This is a genomic window from Sphingobium sp. (genome assembly GCF_048594625.1).
Classification (GTDB): Bacteria; Pseudomonadota; Alphaproteobacteria; order Sphingomonadales; family Sphingomonadaceae; genus Sphingobium.
This window is the reverse complement of record NZ_JBMDWL010000084.1, coordinates 1-24,608: the sequence shown is the minus strand read 5'-3', so window position 1 is coordinate 24,608 and position 24,608 is coordinate 1. Positions and strand designations below refer to the sequence as shown.

Below are 24,608 nucleotides of genomic sequence, written 5' to 3'. Positions count from 1 at the left end.
CATCCTGACCGACCAGATGCAGGCCGTCGCCATGTGGCAGACGCTGCTGGAACTGGGCCTGTACGTCAACATGGCGCGCCCGCCCGCGACCCCGGCCGGCACTTTCCTGCTGCGCTGTTCGCTGTGCGCGGAACATAGCGACGATCAGGTGACGCAGATCATCGGCATGTTCGAAGCCGCAGGCAAGGCGACCGGCGCCATCGGCTGAACCGCGCGACCGGCCCATACGCGGCCGGTCAAGCCATCAGGACGGCAAAGCGAACATTATCGGCGGAACTTTCTATCGATGATGTTTCGCGCTTGACCTTGTTCGGCTAATGTAACGGTCGATGGCCGATTATGATCTTCCCGGCGACACGCCACAGGGATGGCATGCGCTGCCCCGGCGCATATTGCCGCTGCTGCTTGCCATATTGTTGATCGGCTCGCTCGGCGCGCTGCTCTATAATGCCAGCAACGCGTCGCGCGACCATGCGCAGGCGCTGGCCGAACAGCAAAATAGTTTCGAGGTGATCGCGCTGGCGCGCGGGTTCGAAGCGCGGGTGGCGCGGGCCGAAGTCACGCTGGCGCGCTATGTCATCAGCCTTGATCCCGATACCGGGCGGCTGTTTCAGGATCAGTGGCGCGGCGCCGCCAGCCAGTTGAAGGCCCTGTCCTACGCCACGCGCGATTCCGACTGGCAGCATGGCAATGTCGCGGCGCTGCGCCATGCCTATGTCGCCCGCGGCAAGACGCTGAACGCCATCGGCCTGCGCACCACTTATGATCAGAAGATGGCGGCGCTGGCCAGTTTCCATCAGGCGGGCAAGAGTCAGGATCTGCGCCGCATCACCGCCCTGCTGGATCTGGTCATCCAGGCCGAAAACGACCGGCTGCGCGAACGCAGTCTGGCCGTGACGCTGGCGGGGGATCGCAGCGAATGGGTGGGCAAGACGTCGCGGCTGGTGGGGCTGGCGATGTTGGTGTGCATCTTGTTCGGCGTCTGGTTCGCCCGAAACGCCTATCATGAACGGCGCAGCGCACGGCGACTGGCGGAGGTCGAAAGCGAGCGGGCCGACCGGATGGAGGCCGCCGTCGCGGCGCGCACGGCCGAACTGTCGGACGCCTACCACCAACTGAAGCAGGAATCGGCCGAACGCGCCGCGGCGCAGGATCACCTGCGCCAGATGCAGAAAATGGATGCCGTGGGCCAGCTGACCGGCGGCATCGCGCATGATTTCAACAATATGCTGGCCGTCGTCGTCGGCGGGCTGGAACTTGCCCGGCGTAAGATGCGCACGAAGCCGGAAGACGCCACGCGCCATATCGACAATGCGATGGAAGGCGCCAATCGCGCGGCGGCGCTGACCCGGCGGCTGTTGGCCTTTGCCCGGTCCGAACCGCTGCTGCCCAGCGCCGTCGACCCCGATGCCCTGTTGAGCGGCATGGCCGACCTGATCGACCGTACCATCGGTGACCAGATCATCGTGCGGTTCGCACAGGGCGCCGGCGGATGGCGCATCTTCGTCGATCAGCATCAGATGGAAAATGCGATCCTGAACCTGTGCGTCAATGCGCGTGACGCCATGGATGGCCGTGGGCAGATGACGCTGTCGACGGGGCAGGCGATATTGTCCGATGGCGAGGTCGGCGAATGCATGGCGGGGGATTATGTGACGCTGACCGTTGCCGATGACGGGTGCGGCATGGCGCCCGATGTGCTGGCACGGGTGTTCGAACCCTTTTTCACCACCAAGCCGGTGGGCAAGGGGACGGGCCTTGGCCTCAGCCAGATATTCGGGTTCGTGCGGCAATGCGGCGGCGACATCCGTATCGACAGCGTGCCGGGCGGCGGCACCAGCGTCCATCTGTACCTGCCACGGTCGATGCAGATGCAGGATGGTGCGGACATGCAGGGCGACCTGACCCAAGCACCGGTCGAACAGCCGCCCACCCGCATATTGGTGGTGGAGGATGATCCGCGCGTTCTGAATCAGACGATGGCGGCGCTTGGCGAACTGGGCCACCTGCCCATCGCCTGCGACCATCCGGCCAAGGCCGCGCGACTGCTGGCCGCTCATAGCGACATCGGCATGATCCTGAGCGACGTGCTGATGCCCGACATGACCGGACCGGAAATGATCAAGGCCCTGCCCGCCCGGTTCCGCCATCTGCCGGTGCTGTTCGTGACCGGCTATACCGGCGATGCCAATGACAGCGCCGATTTCGAAGGACATGAGATTCTGCGCAAACCCTATACGTTGGCGGCGCTGGGACAGGCGCTGGCCACCACGCTCAGCGAATCGCGCCGCCCCGGAACAGTCGCGGCAGCAGAGTGACCGCGCCCAGCAGCGGCCAGCGCCGTTGCCACGGCCTGATCTCCATCTTCGTGCCTGCGTGGCGATTGATCTTCCACGCCAGATAATCGATGCCGCCCGCATAGGTGAAGCTGGCCTTGGCCAGACGCATGACGGACAGGCGCTTGCCGCGCCGCTGGAGCCGCTGCCAGAGCGCGGGCGCATCCTGCGGCGATGGCGGCAGGCCGTCGGCCAGAGCAGCCTCCCCGAAACGACGATAGCGATCGGGATCGGCATCGACGATGGAGAGCGATCGTCCCTTTTTCTCCGCACGCAATTCGGCATCATAGGTAAGCGTGAAGCCGGTCTGCCACAGGGTGAGCGCGTCAGCCTCCTGCGCCATCGGCCGGGCGAGCGACAGCAGCGTGGGGGCAGCCTGCGCGACGGCGGTGATGGCACGGCGGCGGGCAAGGTCGTCCGACGCCCAGAGCAGGCGCGATGGCTGGGCAAAGCGCGCCCACACCGACACATTGTCCGCCTCCACCCCGTTCAGTCGGGCGAAATCGGCTTCGGACAGAACCGCATATTTGGCGATCAACCCATTATGTTCGAACGGGAACACGTTGGGTGGGATCAACCGGTTGGCGCGAGCCAGCCACCCCTTGCCATAGGCGGCCGCATAATCCGACACGATCAGGTAGAAATCGAGCATCAGCCCGTCGAGATTGCGTTCCCGAAGGCAGGAGCCGTAGAACAGCACGGCGCGGGCCGCCCGCGGATATTTGGCCGCCAGCGCGCCCGCCATAGCCGCAGCGCGCGGATCGGCCGCCCCGTTGAGTTCGGCGGTGACGAGGGGAAGAAGTTGACTGGGCATGGGGAGTGGAATGTAGGGCTTTACCGTAATTTTGTCGAAGGATTGACGCAGATCAGGATTTTCGGAAGAGGAGCGACAGATTGTTGGCGGGCATATCCACCAGTCGATCGAACGCCAGCCCGCGATCGCGCGCCGCAGCGATCAAATCATGCACGGCGCGCAGCCCCCATCGGGGATCGCGGGCCTTGAGCGATGCGTCGAAGGCCAGATTGCTGGGCGCCGTTTCCACGCCGTCGCGGGTATAGGGACCGTAAAGATAGAGCAGGCCACCAAGCGGCAGGCATCGCCCTGCGCCCTGCATCAGCCCCAGCGTCGCGTCCCACGGGCTGATATGGACCATGTTGATGCACAATATGGCATCGGCCTGCGTCACCGGCCAGTCAGCGCTGGCATCCAGAGTGATCGGCGCACGCAGGTTGGCGAGGTCCGCGTCCGCCCTCCATGCCGCGATGGAAGCCAGCGCCGCAGGATCGGGGTCGGTCGGCTGCCATTGGAGTTGCGGAAAAGTGGCGGCGAAATGCAGCGCATGTTCGCCGCTGCCGCTCGCGACCTCCAGCACGAGGCCGGAGGGCGGAAGTTCATCGCGCAATATGTTCGCAATGGCATCGCGGTTGCGCGTCGTCGCGGGGGCATGGCGCTTGTCCGCGAAGACGGGGCCGGAACCGGGTTCCCACGGTTCCGGCCCGCGCATCATTCGGCTGCGTCCGCCAGTGCGGCTTCCGTCCAGGTTAGGATCGGCTTGCGCGCGGCCAGCGTTTCGTCAAGGCGACGACGCGGCGCATGATAGGGCGCGCCCTTCAGCGCTTCGTCCCCCGCCTTGGCCCGCTGCGCCAGCGAACGCAGCGCCATGATGAACTGATCCAGCGCGGCCTTGCTTTCGGTTTCGGTCGGTTCGACCAGCATCGCGCCATGAACCACCAGCGGGAAATACATGGTCATCGGGTGGAAGCCTTCGTCGATCAGCCCCTTGGCGATGTCGAGCGTGGTGAAACCCTCGGCCAGCCCCTTGTCGCTGAACAGCGCCTCATGCATGCACGGGCCGCTGCCGCCGAAGGGCGCATCCAGCACGTCATCAAGGCTGCGCAGGATATAGTTGGCGTTCAGTACCGCGTCGGTCGCGACCTGACGCAGGCCGTCCGCCCCGTGGCTGAGGATATAGGTCAGCGCGCGGGTGAACATGCCCATCTGGCCATGGAAGGCGACCATGCGACCGAAGGTCTGGGCATGATGATCCTGCGCCGTTTCCTCTTCGACCAGCACGAACCTGCCATCCTGCTTTTCCACGAAAGGCAGAGGCGCGAACGGGGTGAGCGCTTCCGACAGCACGACCGGGCCGGAACCCGGACCGCCGCCGCCATGGGGCGTGGAGAAGGTCTTGTGCAGGTTGATGTGCATCGCGTCGACGCCGAGGTCACCGGGGCGAACCCGGCCGACAATGGCATTGAAGTTGGCGCCGTCGCAATAGACGAAGGCCCCGGCGGCATGCACCGCGTCAGAAATCGTCTTCATGTCGCGTTCGAACAGGCCGCATGTGTTGGGATTGGTGATCATCACCGCCGCGACATCGGGACCAAGGCGCCCCTTGAGCGCTTCGAGATCGACGCGGCCATCGGGGGTCGCGGGAATATCTTCCACCTTGTAACCGCAGAAAGCGGCGGTGGCCGGATTGGTGCCATGCGCGCTTTCGGGGACGAGGATGACGCTGCGCGCGTCGCCACGCGCTTCCAGCGCCGCACGGATGGCGAGCAGCCCGCACAATTCGCCATGCGCGCCTGCCTTGGGCGACATCGCGACCGAATGCATGCCGGTCAGCGTGACGAGCCATGCCGCCAGCTGATCGATCACCGCCAGCGCGCCCTGCACCGTCGATTGCGGTTGAAGTGGGTGGATGTCGGCGAAACCGGGCATCCGCGCGACCTTTTCATTCAGGCGCGGATTATGCTTCATGGTGCAGCTGCCCAGCGGGAACAGGCCAAGGTCGATGGCATAGTTCTGACGCGACAGGCGCGTATAGTGGCGCACCGTTTCCTGTTCCGACAGGCCCGGCAGGCCGATGCCATCGGTACGGGCCAGATTGCCGAGGCGGCTGGCGACCTTGGGTGCTTCCGCGAAATCGACGCCGGTCGTGTCGGTCGAACCGATTTCGAAAATCAGCGCTTCTTCCAGCATCAGCGCACGGTTGCCGGTGGCGGTATTGGGGGCCATATGGGCTTCCTTGACAGGAACGGGGGCGGTCGGGCGGCCTTCCTTCAGCATGCTCATGCCAGTTCCTCCTCAAGCGCCTTGGCAAGGGTTTCGATGTCCTGCGCCGTGACGGTTTCGGTCACCGCAACGACCACGCCGGTGCCGATCTGCGGCGCGTCCGGGAAGAGACGGCCGAGCGACACGCCGCCCAACACGCCCCGATCGGCGAGGTTGCGGATGACGTCGCGCGCATCCTTCGACAGGATCAGGGTAAATTCGTTGAAGAAGCTGTCGTTCAGCAACTGCACGCCCGGCACCTGCGCCAGACGGTCGGCCGCCTGACAGGCGAGCGCATGGTTCAGGGTTGCAAGGTCACGCAGGCCCTTTTCACCCAGCAGCGTCATATGGATGCTGAACGCCAGCGCGCACAGGCCCGAATTGGTGCAGATGTTCGACGTCGCCTTTTCACGCCGGATATGCTGTTCGCGGGTGGACAGCGTCAGCACGAAACCGCGCTTGCCCGCCGCATCCACGGTTTCGCCGCACAGGCGACCCGGCATCTGGCGCACATATTTCTGCTTGCACGCGAACAGGCCAAGATAGGGGCCGCCAAATTGCAGGCCGACGCCGATCGACTGGCCTTCGCCCACGACGATGTCCGCGCCCATATGGCCCGGCGCCTTGATCGCGCCCAGCGCGACGGGTTCGGTGACCACCGCGACCAGCAATGCGCCCGCCGCATGAGCGGCGTCGGCCAGCGGCGTCAGGTCCGCGATACGGCCAAGAATGTCGGGATATTGCACGACGACGCAGCTGGTATCCTTGTCGATGCCAGCGATCAGCGCGTCGATGTCGGTCGCGGCATCCAGCGTCGGCGCTTCATGGGCCAGCGCGTCGCCGGTGAATTTCGCCATGGTGTTGGCGACCGACACATAATGGGGATGCAGGCCGGACGACAGGATCGCCTTGCCCCGCTTGGTGATGCGGCGCGCCATGACGATCGCTTCCCAGCAGGCGGTCGAACCGTCATACATGGACGCGTTGGCGACGTCGCAGCCCAGTAGGCGCGCGACCTGCGTCTGAAATTCGAACAGCACCTGCAACGTGCCCTGCGCGATTTCCGGCTGATAGGGCGTGTAGGCGGTCAGGAACTCGCCGCGCTGGATCAGATGATCGACGCTGGCGGGCACATGATGTTTATAGGCGCCGGCGCCCAGAAAGAAGGGCGCTTCCCCTGCCGACAGATTCTGACGCGCCAGTGCGGCCATATGCCGTTCGACCGCCAGTTCGCTGGCATGGTCGGGCAGGCCCGCGATCGTGCCGGTCAGGCGGGCTTCGGCAGGAACGTCCACGAACAGATCGTCGACGCTGGACGCACCGATGACGGACAGCATGTCCAGCCGGTCGGCGTCGGTATGGGGTAGGTAACGAATTTCAAAAAACTCCCCCCTCCCTTTCAAGGGTGGGGTAAGGGGGTGGGTGCGATTGCAAGGCAATCGTCGGCAATGCTTGAGGCAAGGTTACACGGCTTGCTTCGCTCGCCACCCACCCCAACCACTCCCTTCAAAAGGGAGGGGCTCATTCTTGCTGATTAAAGCGAGGCCACGAACTTCTTGTAGGCGGCTTCGGTCATCAGGCCTTCCAGTTCGCTGGTGTCGGCGATGCGCAGCTTGAAGAACCAGCCATCCTCTTCGGCATCGCTGTTCACCAGTGCCGGTTCGTTTTCCAGCGCGCCGTTGGCTTCGACCACTTCGCCGGAGATCGGCGCATAGACGTCGGACGCGGCCTTGACCGATTCCACAACGGCGGCGTCGTCGCCCTTTTCGAAGGTCGTGCCTTCGGCAGGCAGTTCGACGAACACGATGTCGCCCAGCTGTTCCTGCGCATAATCGGTGATGCCGACGGTGGCGATTTCGCCCTCCACGTCGATCCATTCATGTTCGTCGGTAAAATAACGGCTCATGGATTACTACCCTCCAGAATGATTTGCTTGAAAATCATGACCGCAAAAATCGGCAAGAATGAAGAATCAAACCTTGCGGCGATAACGATGCGCAACGAACGGCATCGGCGCAACCTCAGCCGCGATGCGTTTTCCGCGCACTTCGATTTCCAGCGCCTGCCCGATCACGGCATGCGGCAGGCTGACCCAGCCCATGGCGATCGGCGCGCCCACGCTGGGCGCGAAACCGCCCGACGTCACTTCGCCCACCAGCACGTCGCCCGCGTAAATCTGCGCACCTTCGCGTGCGGGCAGACGCCCGGCGATGGTCAGGCCCACACGCTTGGTGCCCGGACCGTCGGCCAGTTCCTTCATCACGCGGGCATGGCCAAAGAAACCACCTTCTTCGCGGCGGCGCTTCTGGATGGCGAAGCCAAGATCGGCGCCAATGGTGCTGACGGCGGGCGACAGGTCATGGCCATAAAGCGGCAGCCCGGCCTCCAGACGCAGCGAATCGCGCGCGCCAAGGCCGATGGGTTTGACCTGCGGCAAGGCGCAGAGCGCATCGGCCAGCAGGGTGACGTCGTCGGCCGGGACGCTGATTTCAAAGCCGTCCTCGCCGGTATAGCCCGACCGGCTGATCCACAGCGCAATGCCGCGCCAGGTGAACAGGCCCGACTGCATGAAGATAAGGTCGGCGGTTTGCGGGATCAGGGTGGCGAGCGCCTCGCCCGCTTCCGGCCCCTGCAACGCCAGCAGCGCCTGATCGGCCATATGATTCATGACGACGTCGTCGGGCAGATGTTCGATCATCCAGCCGATGTCGTCATATTTGGTCGCGCCATTGACGACCATATAGATGTCCGCGCCATCGAAGGCGCCATCGCCGGGGCGCGACACCATCAGGTCGTCCAGGATGCCGCCTTCCGCGTCGAGCAGCATCGAATAACGCTGGCGGAAGGGCTTCAACCCCTTGATGTCGCTGGGCAGGAGGGTTTCGAGCGCTTCGTCCACGCCCGCCCCCGAAAAGCTGAGCTGGCCCATATGGCTGACGTCGAACAGGCCCGCATGTTCGCGGGTCCAGCTATGTTCGGCCAGGATGCCTTCATACTGGATCGGCATGTGATAGCCCGCAAAGCCGACCATGCGCGCGCCCCTTGCGCGGTGCCATGCGTCCAGCGGCAGAGCCTCCAGCGGCAATTCTTCTTCGATATGGGCGACGTCGTTGGTGCCGGACATGGAGGGGGCGCCTTTCCGTGGAGAGAGAATGAGTGCGACAGCATAGACTGGCCCGGAGTCGGACCTGTTACAACTGCCACCCCCTCTGTCACGGAACCTGAGAGCTTTGACCAGCGGCCCTGCGGCCACATGGCTTACCCCTTCGGTGGGACGGCGCATGGTTGCCCGTCCGCTTTCCAGAGTGCCTTGCGCGCGATGCGGTCCTTCGGCCTGAGAGATTCCGGGGCGGTTGCTCCTTCGGCGACGGGGCGGCCTTAAAGGCTTCCCATGCTCTCCCGCATCATGCCCGGCGGACGAATCCGCCGGAGACATTCCGGCCATTGGGGGAAACGCAGCGGCGCGTCAATCGCCCTTTCCACGTCATGAAGGATCAGACGCCGACCGCGACCCTTCCGAATATTTCCGCATGGCGTTTTTCGGCATAGCGGTCGGTCATGCCCGCGATGAAATCGGCGATGTGGCGGCTGCGCACGGGTTCTTCCAGCGCGCAGTCGTCGCGCCATTCGGGCGGCATCAGCGCCGGGTCCGCCTGATAAGCGCGGAACAGGTCGATCACGATCACGCGCGCCCGGTCGGCCGCCGCCAGCTGTTCGGGATGATGATAGAGCGTCGCGTACATGAAGCGTTTGAGATCGCGTTCCTGCGCCGCCAGTTCGGGCGAAAAAGCGACGAGCGTGCGGCCCAGCGCCCGAACATCCTCCACCGTTTCGACGCCCGATGCCGCAATATTGGCACGGGTCGATTCGATCAGGTCATTGGCCATCACGCCAATCTGTTCGCGCACCAGCTCACGCAGCAGCCGATCCTGCGCCACATCGGGGTAACGGGCGCGCACCCGGTCCCAGCATGTGCGCACGAACGGCACGTCCAGCAACTGGTCGAGCGTCAGCAGCCCGGCGCGCAAGCCATCGTCAATATCGTGATTGTCATAGGCGATGTCGTCCGAAATCGCGGCCAGCTGCGCCTCCAGCGACGCGTGGCTGGTCAGGTTCAGCGGGTACATCGCATCCAGTTCGCGCATCGCCCAGCCGGGATGATCGATCGGCCCATTATGCTTGGCCAGCCCCTCCAGCATTTCCCAGCTGAGGTTGAGCCCGCGGAAGCGCGGATAGGGACTTTCCAGCAGCATCAGCGTGCGCAGGGTGTGGGCGTTATGATCGAACCCGCCATGATCCTCCAGCGCCTGTTCCAGCGCATCTTCCCCGGCATGGCCAAAGGGCGGATGGCCGATGTCATGGGCCAGACACAGCGCTTCGGTCAGATCTTCGTTCAGGCCCAGCGTGCGCGCGGTGGTGCGGCCGATCTGCGCGACTTCCAGGCTGTGGGTCAGGCGAACGCGGAAATGATCGCCGTCGGGCGACACGAACACCTGCGTTTTATGGCGCAGGCGGCGAAACGCGATCGAATGGATGATCCGATCGCGGTCGCGCTGAAACATGTCGCGCGGCCCGCGCATTTCCCCGCCCGGCTCGGCATGGAGGCGCCCACGGCTGGCGGCGGGATGGCAGGCATAGGGGGCAAGGCCGGGGGCAAAGCTGGGGACAGGGGTCGTCATGCGACCCGCTCTTACTCGCCCGGCAGCTTTTCGACTACCTCTCCTGCGTCGCTTTTCCATGCAAAGACGTCGGCACCGTCGGCCTTCATACTGGTTTCCAGTTCCTTGGCGCGGGTGAAGCTGGCGAACGGTCCCACCAGCAGGCGATTGGTGCGCCCCCACCCCGCGCTCCATGCCCCCTGCGGCGCAAGGATCTTATATTTTTTGCGCAGACCCTTCATGGTGAAGATCAATGCGCCCTTATTCTGGCCGACGCCGACCTGAAGCCAGTTGCGCGCCGGGTTGGCGGCCAGCCGTTTCTTCTCCTCCGCCTCGGCCTTTGCCTTTGCATCGGCCTCCGCCTTGGCCTTGGCGGCTGCGTCCTTCTTCGCCTTGTCCGCCGCCGCTTTGGCCGCTGCCTGTTTTTCGGCGCGGCGGGCAGCCTGCATTTCCGCAACTTCGCTCAGGTCCACGGCGGCCGTGGTCGATTGCCGCTCCGCATCCGGCACGTCGATCGCGCGGATGATGTCGGCCAGCGTGCGGGTCGCTTCGGGATCAGGCTGCGGCGGAGTGGGCGTGGCGGCGGCCGTGGGCGCAGCCGCGGCAGACTGCGCCAGCGCGGGCGTGTCGGGCTGGACTCCGCTGGCCGAAGGCGCACCCTGTGGCGAGGTAGCGCGGGACGACACGCCATCAATCGAATCGAAACCGGGCGCAGGCGGTCCCTGCACCAGCGCGCCGTCGCCGGACGACAGACGCGCTGGCGAAGCGGATGACGGCGGGGTTACGGTGGAAGACGCAGGGAACGCCTCTGCCGCCTGCGTTTCCGGTCGCGTTTCCGTGGTGGTGCGGGGCTGCGGCTGCACCGGCGCGGCGGATGGCACGCGGGCGGGCTGGGTCGCGGCTGGCGCCGTCTGCGTCGTGGTGCGCGGGAGTGTCGTATTCGCCTGCGCCAGTTGCGGCCGGGTGGGCTGTTGCTGGGTGGGCTGTTGCTGCTGGGCCGGGCGGCGCGATGCGGCCAGACGTTCGGCGCGGGCAGCACGCGCGGCCTCCCGATCGCGGCGACGCTGTTCGGATCGGCTGAGCGGCTTTTCCTTCTGCGCTTCGGCGGCGGCCAGCGTGGTTGCGGCGGGCTTTGCGGTCGGCACCGCGATGCCCGGCGCGGGCGGCGTCGGTATGATCGTCACGATGCTGGTGCCGATCTGCGCAGGGAAATGCCCGAAATGCAGCGCCGCCGCCTTTTGCGCGCCGGTCAGATAGGGCATTTTCTGCATGTAGGGCACGATCGCCCCGGCCAGCTGCGCGGGCATGGTCTGTTCCGCGACCTTCTTTGCATCCGCCTGCTTGTTGTTCATTGCCAGGATGAAGGCACGATAACGCCATGCGGCGCGGTCGCTCTTGTACAGCAGCGGTTCCAATATCTTGTCGGACGCGGCGACCTGCCCGGATATGCCGAGCGAGGCGGCGTAGCGGCGGCGCAGTTCGTCATCCTGTGGCGTGCGCTGCATCGCGGTCTGATAGTCGCGCTGCGCCCCGGCCTGATCCCCGGTCATGTCGCGGGCCAGCGCCCGGTCGGACAGGATCGTCGTGTCGGGATAGCCCAGCCGCCCGGCCTGATCGAACAGGCGCAGCGCCTCTGCCGGATTCTGCATCTTGAGCATGACCCGGCCCAGCCCCGCCTTGATCCGGCCGTTGCCGCTTTCTATCGCGTCGGCACGGGCAAAGAAACCGGCTGCGGCGCGCGGATCGTCCAGCGCCAGCGCCGCCTCCCCTGCCCCGATCAGAGCCGCGACGTCGCGCGGATTGGATGCGAGCCGGGCCAGATTGTTGTTCAGGTCGGCAGCGCCCAGCGGCCGGACGAGCTGAGACTGATCCGCCTGCGCGAGCGCAGTCATGGGCACCATCAACGCACCGGGAAGAACAAGACCCAAAAGCCATGGAGCAGCGCGTTTCACATTTGGTCCCTAATATATCGCCATGACAGCCCGACATCTGCTGGCGGAACGGAAATAACGGAAAACAGGGCGAACATCGCGGAACGACCGCCCCTGAATCCGGAAAGCCATCGTTTAGAGCATTTTGAAATCATCTGGAACAGATGGCGGATCGCAAAATGCGGTAAACAAAAGACATTCAGGGCATGAACCGATTCAATCCAGTCGGTGGATGGCCTTAGCCCGTTCGATGATGAACGGGAAATGAGCTGGAACGAAAAAGCGCGCCGGGTCGCATCAGACGACCGACGGCGCGCTTTCATCATGGCGGGCGGCCGCCGGGCCGCCCATGATATTACTGGTTGCTCTGGCGATTGAGGAAACGGGGAATTTCCACGCCGGGTGCCGCATCGTCGGCACCGGTGGACTTTTCCGAACCGCGGGTCAGGCCAGCCATGCGTTCGAACAGCGTACCGCCCGTGGCGACACGCGGCGCGGGCGCGGCGGGCGCAGCCGGAGCGGGTTCGGCGGCTTCCGCGCCCAGGATCAGTTCGTCCTGATCGCCGTCCTCGTCCGAAAAGACGGCAGCGGGCCTGGGCGGCGCAAAGCTGGGCGCGGGCGCCGCAACCGGCGCGGGCGCAGGCTGGGCTGGGGCGGCCGGAACGTCCAGTTCCAGCGTTTCGGGCTGCGGCGCGGGTGCAGGCGCGGCGACCGGCGCGGGCTGGGCCACGACAGGTGCAGGCTTGGGCGCTGCGGGCGCAGGCTGCGACTGGGGCACCGACACCGACGGGCGGTTGGCGAAGCTGAACGGCTGGGTCAGCGGCGCGGCATTCCCGCCGGCTTCCGCTTCGATGCCGGTGGCGACCACCGACACGCGGATCTTGCCGTTCAGGCCGTCGTTGAAGGCGCTGCCCCAGATGATGTTCGCGTCCGGGTCCACCAGTTCGCGGATATGGTTGGCGGCTTCGTCCACTTCCATCAGGCGCATGTCGTCGCCGCCGACGATGGACACGATCACGCCCTTCGCACCGCGCATCGACACGCCGTCGAGCAGCGGGTTGGCGATCGCCTTTTCGGCGGCCTGAAGCGCACGGCCGTCGCCTTCGGCTTCGCCGGTGCCCATCATCGCCTTGCCCATTTCGCCCATCACAGACCGCACGTCGGCAAAGTCGAGGTTGATGAGGCCCGGCATGATCATGAGGTCGGTGATCGAACGCACGCCCTGCTGCAGCACTTCGTCCGCCATCTGGAACGCTTCCTTGAAGGTCGTGTTCGGATTGGCGATCAGGAACAGATTCTGGTTCGGAATGACGATCAGCGTGTCGACATGCTTTTGCAGTTCTTCGATGCCAGCGTCCGCCGACTTCATGCGACGATTGCCTTCGAAGGTGAAGGGCTTGGTCACGACGCCGACGGTCAGGATGCCGCGATCGCGCGCAGCCTTTGCAATGACCGGGGCCGCACCGGTGCCGGTGCCGCCGCCCATGCCGGCGGTGATGAAGCACATATGCGCGCCGTTCAGCGCCTCTTCGACCGAAGCGATGGTTTCTTCCGCCGCTGCCTTGCCGATTTCAGGGCGCGAACCGGCGCCCAGACCTTCGGTGATTTGCGGCCCAAGCTGAATGCGCCGTTCGGCAGGCGAGCTGTTGAGCGCCTGCGCATCGGTATTCGCCACGATGAAGTCCACGCCTTCGACCGATGCGGCAATCATGTTCGCGATGGCATTGCCGCCCGCACCGCCGACGCCGATGACCGCGATCCGCGGCTTCAGTTCGTCCACATGCGGTGGGCTGATTTCAATGCTCATATATTTGCTCCCTCAGCTTCCTCGTCAGGAAGCAACGCCGTCTTCAAATGTTAACACCAGAAAATAGAGTATTTCACCCCCTATTTTCGTCTAAACCCAAATTCGTTCAATAGTTGGTCTTCATCGCCCGCATCATGCGCTGCCACCACAGCGGCGCCCCCAGACGATGCACCGTTTGCGGAGCGGGTGCCATCGTGCGGAGATCAACCGGGTTGGAAGCGCCATAAAGCGCGAGTCCCGCCAACGTCGCGAAGGCCGGGCCACTATGCGCTTCGGGCAGCGCGGACAAGCCCCTTGGTCGTCCGACACGCACGGCGCGACCCAAAGCACCCTGCGCATAATCGGCGATGCCCTTCATTTCCGCGCCGCCGCCGGTCAATACGACCTGACGCCCGGTGGAATTGAACCCCATCCCCGCCAGCGCGGCATTGACCTCCGTCATGATCTGATTGAGCCGTTCGCAGATCACGCCGACCAGTGCGGCGCGGGTAATCTTGCCGCCTTCCGCATTGGGACCGGCGGCCTGCCCCGGTATCGCGGCTTCGCCATGGGGCGGCGCGATTTCGATCATCTCGCGGAAATCACGCGGGTTCTGCATCGCGGAGCCATAGAAGCATTTGATCCGTTCCGCCTGACTGCGGCGGATGCCGAAAGCGGACGCGATGTCGTCGGTAATATCCGCCGCGCCGATCGGGATGGAATGCAGCCCGACCAGCATGCCGCCTGCATAAAGCGACACATTGGTCACCCCCGCGCCCATTTCCACCAGCGCGACGCCCAGGTCGCGTTCTTCCTCCGACAGGCAGGCAAGGCCCGTCGCGATGGGCGACGCCACGATGGAATTGACGTTCAGATACGCGCCGCGCACGCATAGGTCGAGATTGGCGAGCGGCGCGCCGTCCGCCAGCACGACATGAATGTCCACGCCCAACAGGTCGGCATGCATGCCCAGCGGCTTTTTCACCGGTACGCGGCCGTTGATGGTGAAACAGGTCGGCTGCGCATGCAGGACGATGCGGCCATCGGGGTCGATCCCCTGCTGCCCCGTGGTCAGCAGGTCGTCGATGTCGGGCTGTTCGATACGGTATCCGCCCATGTCGCGTTCGACCGTAACGACGTCGCTGACCAGCGAACCGCCCGAAAAACTGACCCACACATCCTCGATATTGGTGCCTGCGACCCGCTCCGCCTGCTCCACCGTTTCGCGGACGGCCAGTTCGGTACGCTCCATATCGGCAATGAAGCCGCGGCGTACGCCACGGCTTTCCCGCTGCCCCGTTCCCAGGATCGCGAGTTCGCCGGTGTCGGTGCGACCTGCGATCAGCGCCGACACTTTCCAAGAGCCAATGTCGATCGCGGTGATGAGCTTTTCGACCTTAGGCTGCGCCATCTTGTCTTAGCCTTCCTCACCCGCTGTCGGGTCCTGCGTGGGTGCTGCCGTCGCCTGCGCCGCTGCATCCATCGGCTTTTCTTCCACCTTGCCCTGTGGCAGGCGCAGGACGAAGCGATCGGGATCGCGCATGTCGAATTTCACGATGCCCCGGCCCAGCAATCGGTTCACCCCGTCCATCCGCGCAAAATTCACCAGAGCCGACGCAGAATCCTTGTCGCCTTCCGGCAGGGACAGCGTTTCACCCGACTGAAAGCGCAGATCCCACCGGCGGTTCCCGACCCATGTGGCACCGGCCAGCATCGGCTTCAATGCCGGGGCGTTTTCCATCAGCTTGTTAAGGCCCGCCGTCTGAAGATTCGCATTGGGACCAACCACCAGCGGCAGGTCGGGCATCGCGCTGGCCGACACCGACTGCAACACCACGCCGGACACATCGATCAGATGCAGCTGGCCGCCATGCTGCCATACGGCGACGGGGTCGCGCTCCACAATATCCACGACCAGCGTGTCGGGCAGGCGGCGGGAAATGCGCGCATCCTTCACCCAGCCGAGGCGCAGCATGTCGGCCCGCACCTTCGGCAGGTCGAGCGAGAGCATGGAACGATCCACCTGCCCCAGCGCGATATTATAGACGGACAGCTCATCCATCCGCTCGACACCGCGCACTTCGACCTTTTCGACTTCGAAACCCGCGCGGGCAGCAAGGTCCGCCGCCTGTTGCCGCGCCATGCCCGGCAAGCCCATGAAGATGGCGATGGCGATGATGATCGCGCCGAAAATGCCGACGATGGCCCAGCTGGCCATGCGTTGCAGCGTCGCTTCGCTGACGGGCAGATATTCGATGAGGCTGTCGACCCAGCTGCGACGCTTGAGCGCGCGGCCGCGACCGCCCCTCGTGGCTCTGCCCTTCGCGCTGCTCAGCCGCGCGGTGCCGCCGCGTCGGATGCGTGCTTCAGCCATCTCTGCTTTCCCCGGCGCGTGTCAGCGCTTCCTCGACAATAGTCTCTACCAGCGTGGCATAGTCAATGCCCAGCTTCGCCGCCTGTTCGGGGACAAGGCTCAAAGGGGTCATGCCCGGCTGGGTGTTGACCTCCAGCAGGTAAAGGCCATCGATGCCCTTTTCATCGTCCCAGCGGAAATCGGACCGGGACGCCCCCTTGCACCCCAGCAACTGATGCGCGCGCAGCGCCAGCGCCTTGCAGGCCTCTGTAATTTCGGCGGGAATTTCGGCGGGGCAGACATGCTCCGTCATACCGTCGGTATATTTGGCGTCGAAATCGTAGAAGCCGCTTTTGGGCCGCAATTCGGTGACGAGCAGCGCTTCATCGCCCAGTACGGCGGTGGTCAGTTCCCGCCCGCGAATATAGGGTTCTGCCAGCAGCTGCGGAAAATCCTGCCATGGCCCCACGCTGTCGCGGGCGATGGGGTTACCGTAATTGCCCCCCGCCGTGACGATCGCGACGCCGACCGAGCTGCCCTCATTGACGGGTTTCAGCACATAGGGGCGCGGCAGCGGATCGGCGGTGAACAGGCTTTCGCGGTCCACGATATGGCCGCCCGGCATCGGGATGCCATGGGGCACCAGCGCCTGCTTGGTCAGCTGCTTGTCGATGGCGATGACCGACGTGGCAAGGCCGCTATGGGTATAGGTCAGGCCCATCAGGTCCATCATGCCCTGCACCGTGCCATCTTCACCCGGCACGCCATGCAGCGCGTTGAAGATGACGTCGGCTTTCGTTTCGCTCAGGCGCGCGGCGACATTGCGATCCATGTCAATCCGCGTGACTTTGTGGCCGCGCGATTCCAGCGCCTTGGCGACGCCTTCACCCGAAGACAGCGATACCGGCCGTTCCGCCGACCAGCCACCCATCAGGACGGCGACATGCCAGGGACCACGGCTCATGAACTCAACCTCTCTTCATATAATGCGGGCTGCAAAGCTATTACACCGGCATCGCAGCCGTCATCCCAAGGGAACAGCCCATCCACGGCCCCTGGCCACACGATCTGGACAAGATCGGTCAAGCGCTCGCCCGTTCGCGCCTTGTGGTACCACAGTGCAGAATTCACATATTCTTCACAGATCTGGCTAGGATAGACGATCCGCGCGATGCACTTGTGGCCTTCAAGAAGGCCTTCGATGACGGCGCCATCGGTTAGGACAAGACCTTCCCTACATTCGCGAAGCGTCTGATTGATCATAAATTTCATCATTTCGTTGGATAAGCCAAAGGTAATCACCTCCGGTTGCCCCACCGTCTCTTTGAAACCTATCGAATAGGCGAAATTCGGCTGTTCACCGTCCGGATCGAACACCATGTTCACCTGACAGCCATGTTCGCGCACATTCTCGATAATGCCGCGCTCAAAATCATCGCGGGCGATGACCTCCGTCACTTCGCCACCCCCGCAGCTTCCTTGTTTGTGTCGACGGTAAACAACCCAACCCGCTGGATTTCCCATTGCAGATCGACGCCGCTCTTTTCCTTCACCCGGCGGCGCACTTCCTCGCCCAGCGCTTCGATGTCGGCGCTGGTCGCCTCGCCGGTGTTGAGCAGAAAATTGGTGTGCTTCTCGCTCACCTGCGCGCCGCCCAGTTGCAGTCCGCGACAGCCTGCTTCGTCCACCAGCGCCCATGCCTTGTGCCCATCGGGATTCTTGAAGGTCGAACCGCCTGTCTTGCTGCGCAGTGGCTGGCTTTCCTCGCGCGCGGTGGCGATGCGGTCCATTTCCGCCTGAATGGCGGCGGGTTCGCCCGGCTCGCCGCGGAAGGTCGCGCTGACCACGACCGCGCCATCGGTCAGGTTCGAATGACGATAGCTGTAATGAAGGTCGCGCCCCAGCAGCGTGACCTGTTCGCCCGATCGCAACACGACTTCGCAGGACACCAATATGTCGGCGGTTTCCCGGCCATAGGCGCCGCCGTTCATCCGCACGAAGCCACCGACCGTACCAGGGATAGAGCGCAGGAACTCCAGCCCGCTGATCCCCGCATCGCGCGCGGTGGACGACACGAGTATGCCCGACGCCCCGCCACCGCAGACGAGCGTGGTTTCGTCCAGCTGTTCGACCCTGGCAAAGGGCTTGCCCAGACGCACGACGACACCGGGCACCCCGCCATCGCGGACGATAAGGTTCGAGCCAAGGCCCAGCGCCATGACCGGCATGTCGGGGTCCAGCATGGCCAGGAAATCGGACAGGTCGTCCACATCCTTCGGTTCGAACAGCCATTGCGCCGCCCCACCCGCCTTGAACCAGACAAGCGGCGCCAGCGGCGCGTCGGCCTTCAGTGTACCGCGAACGGGCGGAACGGGGATCGTCCGGCTCAACCGCGTACACCCCACAGGTTCATCCAGCTTTTCATCGCTTTCAGGCCCGCTTCATTGGCTTGGCGCACCGCCATGCCGGTTTCGACCTGACGCTGCGCCGCTTCCACCATGTCGCGCGCAACTTCCACGTTCTGCATCTGGGCATCGATCATGCGCTTCTGCATTTCGAGGCCGACGGCGAACAGTTCGAACATCAGGCGGTTTCCTCCACCTTGACGGCCACGGCCGATGCCAGACCCGCCGCCCATTTGGTGATGTCCCCCGCGCCAAGGCAGATGACCATGTCGTCGGGCTGAATGTCGGCAGCGATCACAGTGGCGAGGTCGGCGGCGTCAATCACGGTCGCAGCGTTGCGATGGCCGCGCCGCTTGAGACCCGCGACCAGCGCGGCGCTGTCCACGCCCTCGATCAGCTGTTCGCCAGCGGTATAGACGGGCGCGGCATAGACGATGTCGGCATCGTTGAACGCCTGCTGAAACTCGTCCATCAGGTCGCGCAGGCGGGTGAAGCGGTGCGGCTGCACCACGGCGATGACGCGCCCTTTCGCGCCTTCGCGCGCGGCGGCGAGCACCGCCCTGATCTCCACCGGGTGATGGCCATAATCGTCGATGACGGTCGCCTTGCCGCCTGCAACGTCGATCTCGCCCACCTTGGTGAAGCGGCGCTTCACACCGCCAAACTTGGCAAAACCGGTCTGGATCGTGGCGTCGTCAATGCCCATCTGAAGCGCCACGCCGATCGCCGCCATCGCGTTCAGCACATTGTGGCGACCGGGCATCGGCATTTCGATCCCTTCGATCCGACGGATCGAACCGTCGCGCTCACGGATCTGAATATCGAAGCGGTTGCCGCCGGGGATCGGCTGAACATTCTCGCCGCGAATATCGGCCTGCGCCGAAAAGCCATAGGTGACGATCCGGCGATCCTGCACGCGCGGCAGGATGGCCTGCACTTCGGGATGGTCGAGGCACAGCATCGCCGCACCATAGAAAGGCACATTGCCGACGAATTCGACGAAGGCGTCCTTCACCCGGTCGAAGCTGCCATAATGGTCGAGATGTTCAGGATCGATATTGGTGACGACCGCGATCGTGCCGTCAAGGCGCAGGAAGCTGCCGTCGCTTTCGTCGGCCTCCACCACCATCCAGTCGCTGTTACCCAGACGCGCGTTGGAACCATAGCTGTTGATGATGCCGCCGTTAATGACGGTGGGGTCCACCCCGCCCGCGTCCAGCAGTGCGGCAACCATCGACGTCGTCGTGGTCTTTCCATGGGTGCCCGCCACCGCGACAGTGGATTTCAGGCGCATCAGTTCCGCCAGCATTTCGGCGCGGCGGATGACGGGGACGCGATTTTCCAGCGCCAGTTCGACTTCGGGATTGCCGCGCTTGATCGCGGTTGAGGTGACGACCACGGCGGCATCACCCAGATTTTCGGCCTTGTGGCCGATCATCACCCTGATCCCCTTGGCGCGCAGCCCTTCCACGACATAGCCTTCGGCCACGTCGCTGCCCTGTACGCTGTAACCCAGATTATGCATCACTTCGGCGATGCCGGACATGCCGATGCCGCCGATGCCGATGAAATGGATCGTGCCGATGTCTGTGCCGACACCCTTCATGCGATATTCTCCGAAACAATTTCGTCATGCCAGCGCAGGCCGGCATCTCTCTGTTCTTCGAGAGCGACGGCAGAAAGAGAAGTGAGATCCCAGCCTAAGCTGGGATGACAGTGGAGCGCACTGTTCACGCAGGCACCCCCTGCAAATTCAGCGTGGTCGGGGTCGGACCGACCTTGACCGGATCATTGACGATGGGTGCTGTGCCGATGCTTTCCAACAGGTCGGCCATGTCGCGCGCGGCATTGGGACGGCCGCAATTGCGCGCGCGCTTCGCCGCATTTTGCAGCGCGCCGGGTTCCAGCGCCATCTTCTGCATCTGCTTGGCGAGTTCCACCGCGGTGAAGCGTGCCTGCGGGATGGTCCGTGCGCCGCCCGCTTCGGTCATTTCCTTCGCATTGGCGGTCTGATGGTCATCCATGGCGCTGGGCAGCGGGATCAGGATCGCCGGACGCCCGGCGCAGGTCAGTTCCGCCAGCGTCGATGCGCCCGCGCGCGCGATCACCAGATGCGACCAGCCCAGCTTTTCGGGCACATCGTTGAAATAGGTCGCGAGGTCGGCGGGAATTTCCATTTCCGCATAGAGTTTGCGCACGCGCTCAATGTCTTCGGCGCGGCATTGCTGCGTCACCTGCAGACGGCGGCGCAGCGCGACCGGCAGCATCGAAAGGCCTTCGGGCACGACGCTGGACAGGATCGACGCCCCCTGACTGCCGCCGATCACCAGCACGCGGAACACGCTTTCGTCGGTCAGCGCGGGAAATTCCTCCTCGCGCAGTTCCTTCACTTCCTCACGCACCGGATTGCCGATCAGATGCACCTTGGACGCATAGGCATCCTTCAGCCGTTCGACTTCGGGATAGGCGGTGGCGATGGCATCGACCCGGCCGGAAAGGATGCGGTTGACCCGGCCCAGCACGGCATTCTGTTCATGAATGGCGGTCGGGATGCCGTCGGCCAGCGCCCCCAGCAGCGCGGGCATGGCCGGATAGCCGCCAAAGCCGACGACGGCGGTCGGGCGGAATGTTTCATTCAGGCGGCGCGACATGGCGCGCCCGGCCAATATGGCTTTCAGCGCGCCGGGCCAGCTCAGCGGGTTTTTCGTCATGCGACCAGCGGGCATGATGTGGACCTGCGCCCGGTTATCGGGCGCATGATCGAAGATGCCGGGAATCTTCGCGCCACGCTCATCGGTGACCAAAGCGACATGATGGCCGCGCGCCATCAGTTCTTCGGCCACGGCATGCGCCGGAATCATATGACCACCCGTCCCGCCTGCGGCGAGGACGAAGTGACGGGAAATGCTCATCGACCACTCCATTTGACGACCGTGTGCCGACCCATGAAGGGGTTGCGCCGCGTGAATGCGAGCAGCAGGCCGACGCCGATACAAAGCGCCAGCATAGAGGAGCCACCGTAGCTGATAAAGGGCAGCGTCATGCCCTTTGACGGAAAAATCTGCGCATTGACGCCCATATTGATGATCGCCTGCAACCCGAACTGGGTGGTGAGGCCCGCTGCGGCCAGGATGGTGAACACATCCTCCTCATCCAGCAGGCGCAGCAGCACGCGCACCACGATGGCAAGATAGACGCAGGCGATGGCGATGCAGGCCAGCAGACCGAATTCTTCGCCGATCACCGAAAAAATATAGTCGGTATGCGCTTCGGGCAGACGGAACTTGTTCTGCCCGCCGCCCGGCCCCACGCCGGTGAACCCGCCATGGGATATGGTGCGGAAGGCAAGGTCTGTCTGGTCCGGCCCGGCATCGATCTGAACCCCGATGCCCAGGAAATCATTCACGCGCTGGCGGCCATTTTCATAGAACATATAGACCGCGACCAGCCCAGCCAGCGCCACGCCCCCCATCGCCCCGATGAAGCGCATCGACAAGCCCGACAGCAGCAGCAGCACGCCAAGGCAGGCGCAGAAGATCACCGTCTGGCCAAAGTCGGGCTGGCGCATCAGCACCAGCGCGATCAGCCCCGTGACGCAAAAGCTGAGCGGCACGACGGGCAGGCTCATATCCTTGGTACGCAGCGACAGCAGCCAGGCGAGCGACACGACGAACACGGGCTTGAGGAATTCGGATGGCTGGAACCGGAAACCGGGCAAGTCGATCCAGCGCTTCGCCCCGTTCACCGTGGAACCCAGCAACGGCACGAACAGCAGCATGATGAAAAAGAAGGCGCAGCCGAAAATCGCCAGACGCCGTGCCTGCGGCCGGGGCAACATGGAAATGATCAGCATGATCGGCAGGCCGATGAACACCCACATCAGCTGGCGATAGAAATAGATCAGCGGATTGACCGCCACGGTTGCCGTCGACCGGTCGATCGCGGCGACGGGCGAAGCGGCGGCGACCGCCACCAGTCCGATCGCCATCAGTGTGACGATCAGCGACAGGAGGACGCGGTCGATTTCCCAGAACCAGATGGCGAGCGCCGTCCGTTCGCGCGGGACGGTGCGGGTGCGAAACCCCTTCACCAGTTCGCCAGCCTTGAACATCCCTGTCGTCCCTTCCCTGCTCATTGCCCCACCCCGCAAGCCGCGTCCCTATTCCAAAGCGTTCACGGCGGCGGCGAAGGCATCGCCGCGGGCCTCGAAATCGCGAAACTGGTCGAAACTGGCGCAGGCCGGCGACAGCAGCACGACGTCGCCCGGCTGGGCGATGCGCGCGGCGCGCCGGACCGCGGCGCTTAGCATTTCACTATCGTCCACCGCCATATGCGGGCGCAGCAGATCGGCGAACATATGCCCCGCTTCGCCGATGGTATAGGCATGGGCGATATTGCCATAATGGGGCACGCATTCGTCCAGATTGTCGGACTTGGCGACGCCGCCCAATATCCAGTGGATGCGGGGCCTGCCATCGATCGCGGGCCATGCCGCAATCGCAGGCGCGGTCGATGCCGCATTGGTCGCCTTGCTGTCGTTGACATAAAGGACGCCATTATGTTCGCGCACCCGCTGCATGCGGTGGGGGAGCGAGGCGTAGCTGGCGAGGGCTGCGGCGATGGTCGTTGCATCGATACCCAGCGCCTTAGCGACGGCGATGGAGACAGCTGCATTCTGCGCATTATGCGGCCCCTGCAACGAAGGCCATGCCAGCTGTTCGACGGGATCGATGTCGGAAGCCTGCACCGTTTCCAGCGCGGCCACCACCTTGCCTGCCACCCCACGGCTCGGTTCATCTTCCGTCGCGATCACCGCGACATTGCCCGCCGACTGCATCGAAAACAGCCGCGCCTTCGACGCGACATAGCCCGCAAAGCCATCATAGCGGTCCAGATGATCGGGCGTGATGTTCAGCAGTACTGCGACGTCGCAGTCCAGGCTGTGGGTCAGGTCGATCTGATAGCTCGACAGTTCCAGCACATAGACGCCCACGCCATGCAGGTTCGGCTCCAGCGGCGGCTGGCTCAGGATCGGCAGGCCGATATTGCCGCCCATCACCGTGGGGAAACCCGCCTGCTCGATAATGTGATGGATCAGCGCCGTCGTGGTCGACTTGCCGTTGGTGCCGGTGATGCCGACGACCTTGTGCGGCGGCAGCGTCGGGCGGGCGAGCGCGAACAGTTCGATGTCGCCGATGATCGGCACGGCAGCAATCTTCGCGCGCATGGCGATGGGATGGCGATTGAGCGGCACGCCCGGCGACACGACGATGCCGTCGAAACCGGAAAGGTCGATCTCCATCGGATCGCCGAACGTCAGCTTGCCACCCGAATGGAGCAACGCGATGTTTCCGAGCGGCGGGTCGATGTTCCGGCTGAAAGATGCGCGAACCGCCTCCACACTGGCGGGGTTGGAATCCCATGCCGTAACATGTGCGCCGCTTTCCAGCAGGGACGCTACCGTAGCCTGCCCCGATCGCGCCAGCCCCAGCACCGCGTAGCTTTTGCCCGCAAAGACGCTCGAAACGATCATCCGCTTACCTCAGCTTCAGCGTGGCGAGGCCAGCGAGCGCCAGCACGAAGGCGATGATCCAGAAACGGATCACCACGGTCGGCTCCGCCCAGCCCAGCTGTTCGAAATGATGGTGGATCGGCGCCATGCGGAACACGCGTTTGCCCGTCCGCTTGTAGAAGAACACCTGAATGATGACCGACAGTGCCTCCACCACGAACAGGCCGCCGATGATGCCCAGCACGATTTCATGATGGGCGGTGACGGCGATCACGCCGATCGTGCCGCCCAGCGCCAGCGACCCGGTATCGCCCATGAACACGGCCGCAGGCGGCGCATTGAACCACAGGAAGGCAAGGCCCGCGCCGATGATCGCGCCGCACAGGATCGTCAGATTGCCCGCGCCCGGCACATGCGGGATGCCGAGGTAATCGGCAAAGTCCGCGCGCCCGACCAGATAGACGATCAGCAGGAACGCCAGGCTGGCGATGATCACAGGCATGGTGGCCAGCCCGTCCAGCCCGTCGGTCAGGTTGACCGCATTGCCGAACGCCACGATCACGAAGGCGGCG

Annotated in this window: 21 protein-coding genes, 1 pseudogene and 1 riboswitch; of the genes and pseudogenes, 2 read left to right on the top strand and 20 right to left on the bottom strand. The window is 64.3% G+C overall.

Going from position 1 to position 24,608, the window contains the following annotated elements; all coding sequences use genetic code 11:
* Together ACOJSJ_RS10150 and ACOJSJ_RS10145 are read left to right on the top strand one after the other, a co-directional pair.
* Window positions 1–208: pseudogene (locus ACOJSJ_RS10150) on the top strand (8-amino-7-oxononanoate synthase); the annotation flags it as partial.
* Between the two features lie 121 nt (window positions 209–329).
* A complete protein-coding gene (locus ACOJSJ_RS10145; RefSeq protein ID WP_420144859.1) occupies window positions 330–2,318 on the top strand; it encodes an ATP-binding protein in 1,989 nt (662 codons plus the stop codon).
* Here the strand turns inward: ACOJSJ_RS10145 and ACOJSJ_RS10140 are convergent.
* From ACOJSJ_RS10140 to mraY, 20 genes are all read right to left on the bottom strand, one after another.
* Window positions 2,275–3,150 carry a hypothetical protein gene (locus ACOJSJ_RS10140; protein ID WP_420144858.1) on the bottom strand — a complete coding sequence of 292 codons (876 nt, stop codon included), beginning with the start codon at window positions 3,148–3,150 and terminating at the stop codon, window positions 2,275–2,277. The two genes, ACOJSJ_RS10145 and ACOJSJ_RS10140, sit on opposite strands and share 44 nt — an antisense overlap.
* A gap of 52 nt (window positions 3,151–3,202) precedes the next feature.
* Window positions 3,203–3,844 (bottom strand): DUF938 domain-containing protein, encoded by a 642-nt coding sequence (locus tag ACOJSJ_RS10135; RefSeq protein WP_420144857.1) that lies wholly within the window; start codon window positions 3,842–3,844, stop codon window positions 3,203–3,205.
* A complete protein-coding gene (gcvPB, locus tag ACOJSJ_RS10130) occupies window positions 3,841–5,412 on the bottom strand; it encodes an aminomethyl-transferring glycine dehydrogenase subunit GcvPB (protein ID WP_420144856.1) in 1,572 nt (523 codons plus the stop codon). Before gcvPB ends, ACOJSJ_RS10135 begins: the two co-directional genes overlap by 4 nt.
* A complete protein-coding gene (gene gcvPA / locus ACOJSJ_RS10125; RefSeq protein ID WP_420144862.1) occupies window positions 5,409–6,767 on the bottom strand; it encodes an aminomethyl-transferring glycine dehydrogenase subunit GcvPA in 1,359 nt (452 codons plus the stop codon). Before gcvPA ends, gcvPB begins: the two co-directional genes overlap by 4 nt.
* 158 nt (window positions 6,768–6,925) lie before the next feature.
* A complete protein-coding gene (gene gcvH / locus ACOJSJ_RS10120; RefSeq protein WP_420144855.1) occupies window positions 6,926–7,297 on the bottom strand; it encodes a glycine cleavage system protein GcvH in 372 nt (123 codons plus the stop codon).
* Between the two features lie 66 nt (window positions 7,298–7,363).
* Window positions 7,364–8,515 (bottom strand): glycine cleavage system aminomethyltransferase GcvT, encoded by a 1,152-nt coding sequence (gene gcvT / locus ACOJSJ_RS10115; RefSeq protein WP_420144854.1) that lies wholly within the window; start codon window positions 8,513–8,515, stop codon window positions 7,364–7,366.
* 188 nt (window positions 8,516–8,703) lie between these two features.
* A riboswitch (glycine riboswitch) is annotated at window positions 8,704–8,803 on the bottom strand.
* An 82-nt stretch (window positions 8,804–8,885) separates the two neighbouring features.
* Complete coding sequence (locus ACOJSJ_RS10110; protein WP_420144853.1) at window positions 8,886–10,070, bottom strand: deoxyguanosinetriphosphate triphosphohydrolase; 1,185 nt, start codon at window positions 10,068–10,070, stop codon at window positions 8,886–8,888.
* Window positions 10,071–10,081: 11 nt separating this feature from the next.
* Entirely contained in the window at window positions 10,082–11,950 is a 1,869-nt protein-coding gene (locus ACOJSJ_RS10105; protein WP_420144861.1) for a tetratricopeptide repeat protein, read from the bottom strand.
* A gap of 385 nt (window positions 11,951–12,335) precedes the next feature.
* On the bottom strand, window positions 12,336–13,787 hold the full coding sequence (ftsZ, locus tag ACOJSJ_RS10100; RefSeq protein ID WP_420144852.1) for a cell division protein FtsZ: 1,452 nt from the start codon (window positions 13,785–13,787) through the stop codon (window positions 12,336–12,338).
* 106 nt (window positions 13,788–13,893) lie between these two features.
* Window positions 13,894–15,177, bottom strand: coding sequence for a cell division protein FtsA (ftsA, locus tag ACOJSJ_RS10095; protein WP_420144851.1), 1,284 nt, complete (start codon window positions 15,175–15,177; stop codon window positions 13,894–13,896).
* A gap of 6 nt (window positions 15,178–15,183) precedes the next feature.
* Window positions 15,184–16,140 carry a cell division protein FtsQ/DivIB gene (locus tag ACOJSJ_RS10090; protein ID WP_420144850.1) on the bottom strand — a complete coding sequence of 319 codons (957 nt, stop codon included), beginning with the start codon at window positions 16,138–16,140 and terminating at the stop codon, window positions 15,184–15,186.
* Window positions 16,133–17,083 carry a D-alanine--D-alanine ligase gene (locus ACOJSJ_RS10085; RefSeq protein WP_420144849.1) on the bottom strand — a complete coding sequence of 317 codons (951 nt, stop codon included), beginning with the start codon at window positions 17,081–17,083 and terminating at the stop codon, window positions 16,133–16,135. Before ACOJSJ_RS10085 ends, ACOJSJ_RS10090 begins: the two co-directional genes overlap by 8 nt.
* A complete protein-coding gene (locus ACOJSJ_RS10080; RefSeq protein WP_420144848.1) occupies window positions 17,080–17,577 on the bottom strand; it encodes a DUF4262 domain-containing protein in 498 nt (165 codons plus the stop codon). Before ACOJSJ_RS10080 ends, ACOJSJ_RS10085 begins: the two co-directional genes overlap by 4 nt.
* A complete protein-coding gene (murB, locus tag ACOJSJ_RS10075) occupies window positions 17,574–18,524 on the bottom strand; it encodes a UDP-N-acetylmuramate dehydrogenase (protein ID WP_420144847.1) in 951 nt (316 codons plus the stop codon). Before murB ends, ACOJSJ_RS10080 begins: the two co-directional genes overlap by 4 nt.
* Complete coding sequence (locus tag ACOJSJ_RS10070; RefSeq protein WP_420144846.1) at window positions 18,506–18,703, bottom strand: hypothetical protein; 198 nt, start codon at window positions 18,701–18,703, stop codon at window positions 18,506–18,508. Before ACOJSJ_RS10070 ends, murB begins: the two co-directional genes overlap by 19 nt.
* Window positions 18,703–20,130, bottom strand: coding sequence for a UDP-N-acetylmuramate--L-alanine ligase (murC, locus tag ACOJSJ_RS10065; RefSeq protein WP_420144845.1), 1,428 nt, complete (start codon window positions 20,128–20,130; stop codon window positions 18,703–18,705). Before murC ends, ACOJSJ_RS10070 begins: the two co-directional genes overlap by 1 nt.
* Window positions 20,131–20,254: 124 nt before the next feature.
* A complete protein-coding gene (murG, locus tag ACOJSJ_RS10060) occupies window positions 20,255–21,436 on the bottom strand; it encodes an undecaprenyldiphospho-muramoylpentapeptide beta-N-acetylglucosaminyltransferase (protein WP_420144844.1) in 1,182 nt (393 codons plus the stop codon).
* The gene (locus ACOJSJ_RS10055; RefSeq protein ID WP_420144860.1) at window positions 21,433–22,635 is read right to left on the bottom strand and encodes an FtsW/RodA/SpoVE family cell cycle protein; all 1,203 of its coding nucleotides are present in this window, start codon (window positions 22,633–22,635) and stop codon (window positions 21,433–21,435) included. Before ACOJSJ_RS10055 ends, murG begins: the two co-directional genes overlap by 4 nt.
* A gap of 48 nt (window positions 22,636–22,683) precedes the next feature.
* Entirely contained in the window at window positions 22,684–24,057 is a 1,374-nt protein-coding gene (gene murD / locus ACOJSJ_RS10050) for a UDP-N-acetylmuramoyl-L-alanine--D-glutamate ligase (protein WP_420144843.1), read from the bottom strand.
* 4 nt (window positions 24,058–24,061) lie between these two features.
* Window positions 24,062–24,608: phospho-N-acetylmuramoyl-pentapeptide-transferase (gene mraY, locus ACOJSJ_RS10045; RefSeq protein WP_420144842.1), on the bottom strand; the 547-nt coding region annotated here is incomplete at its 5' end.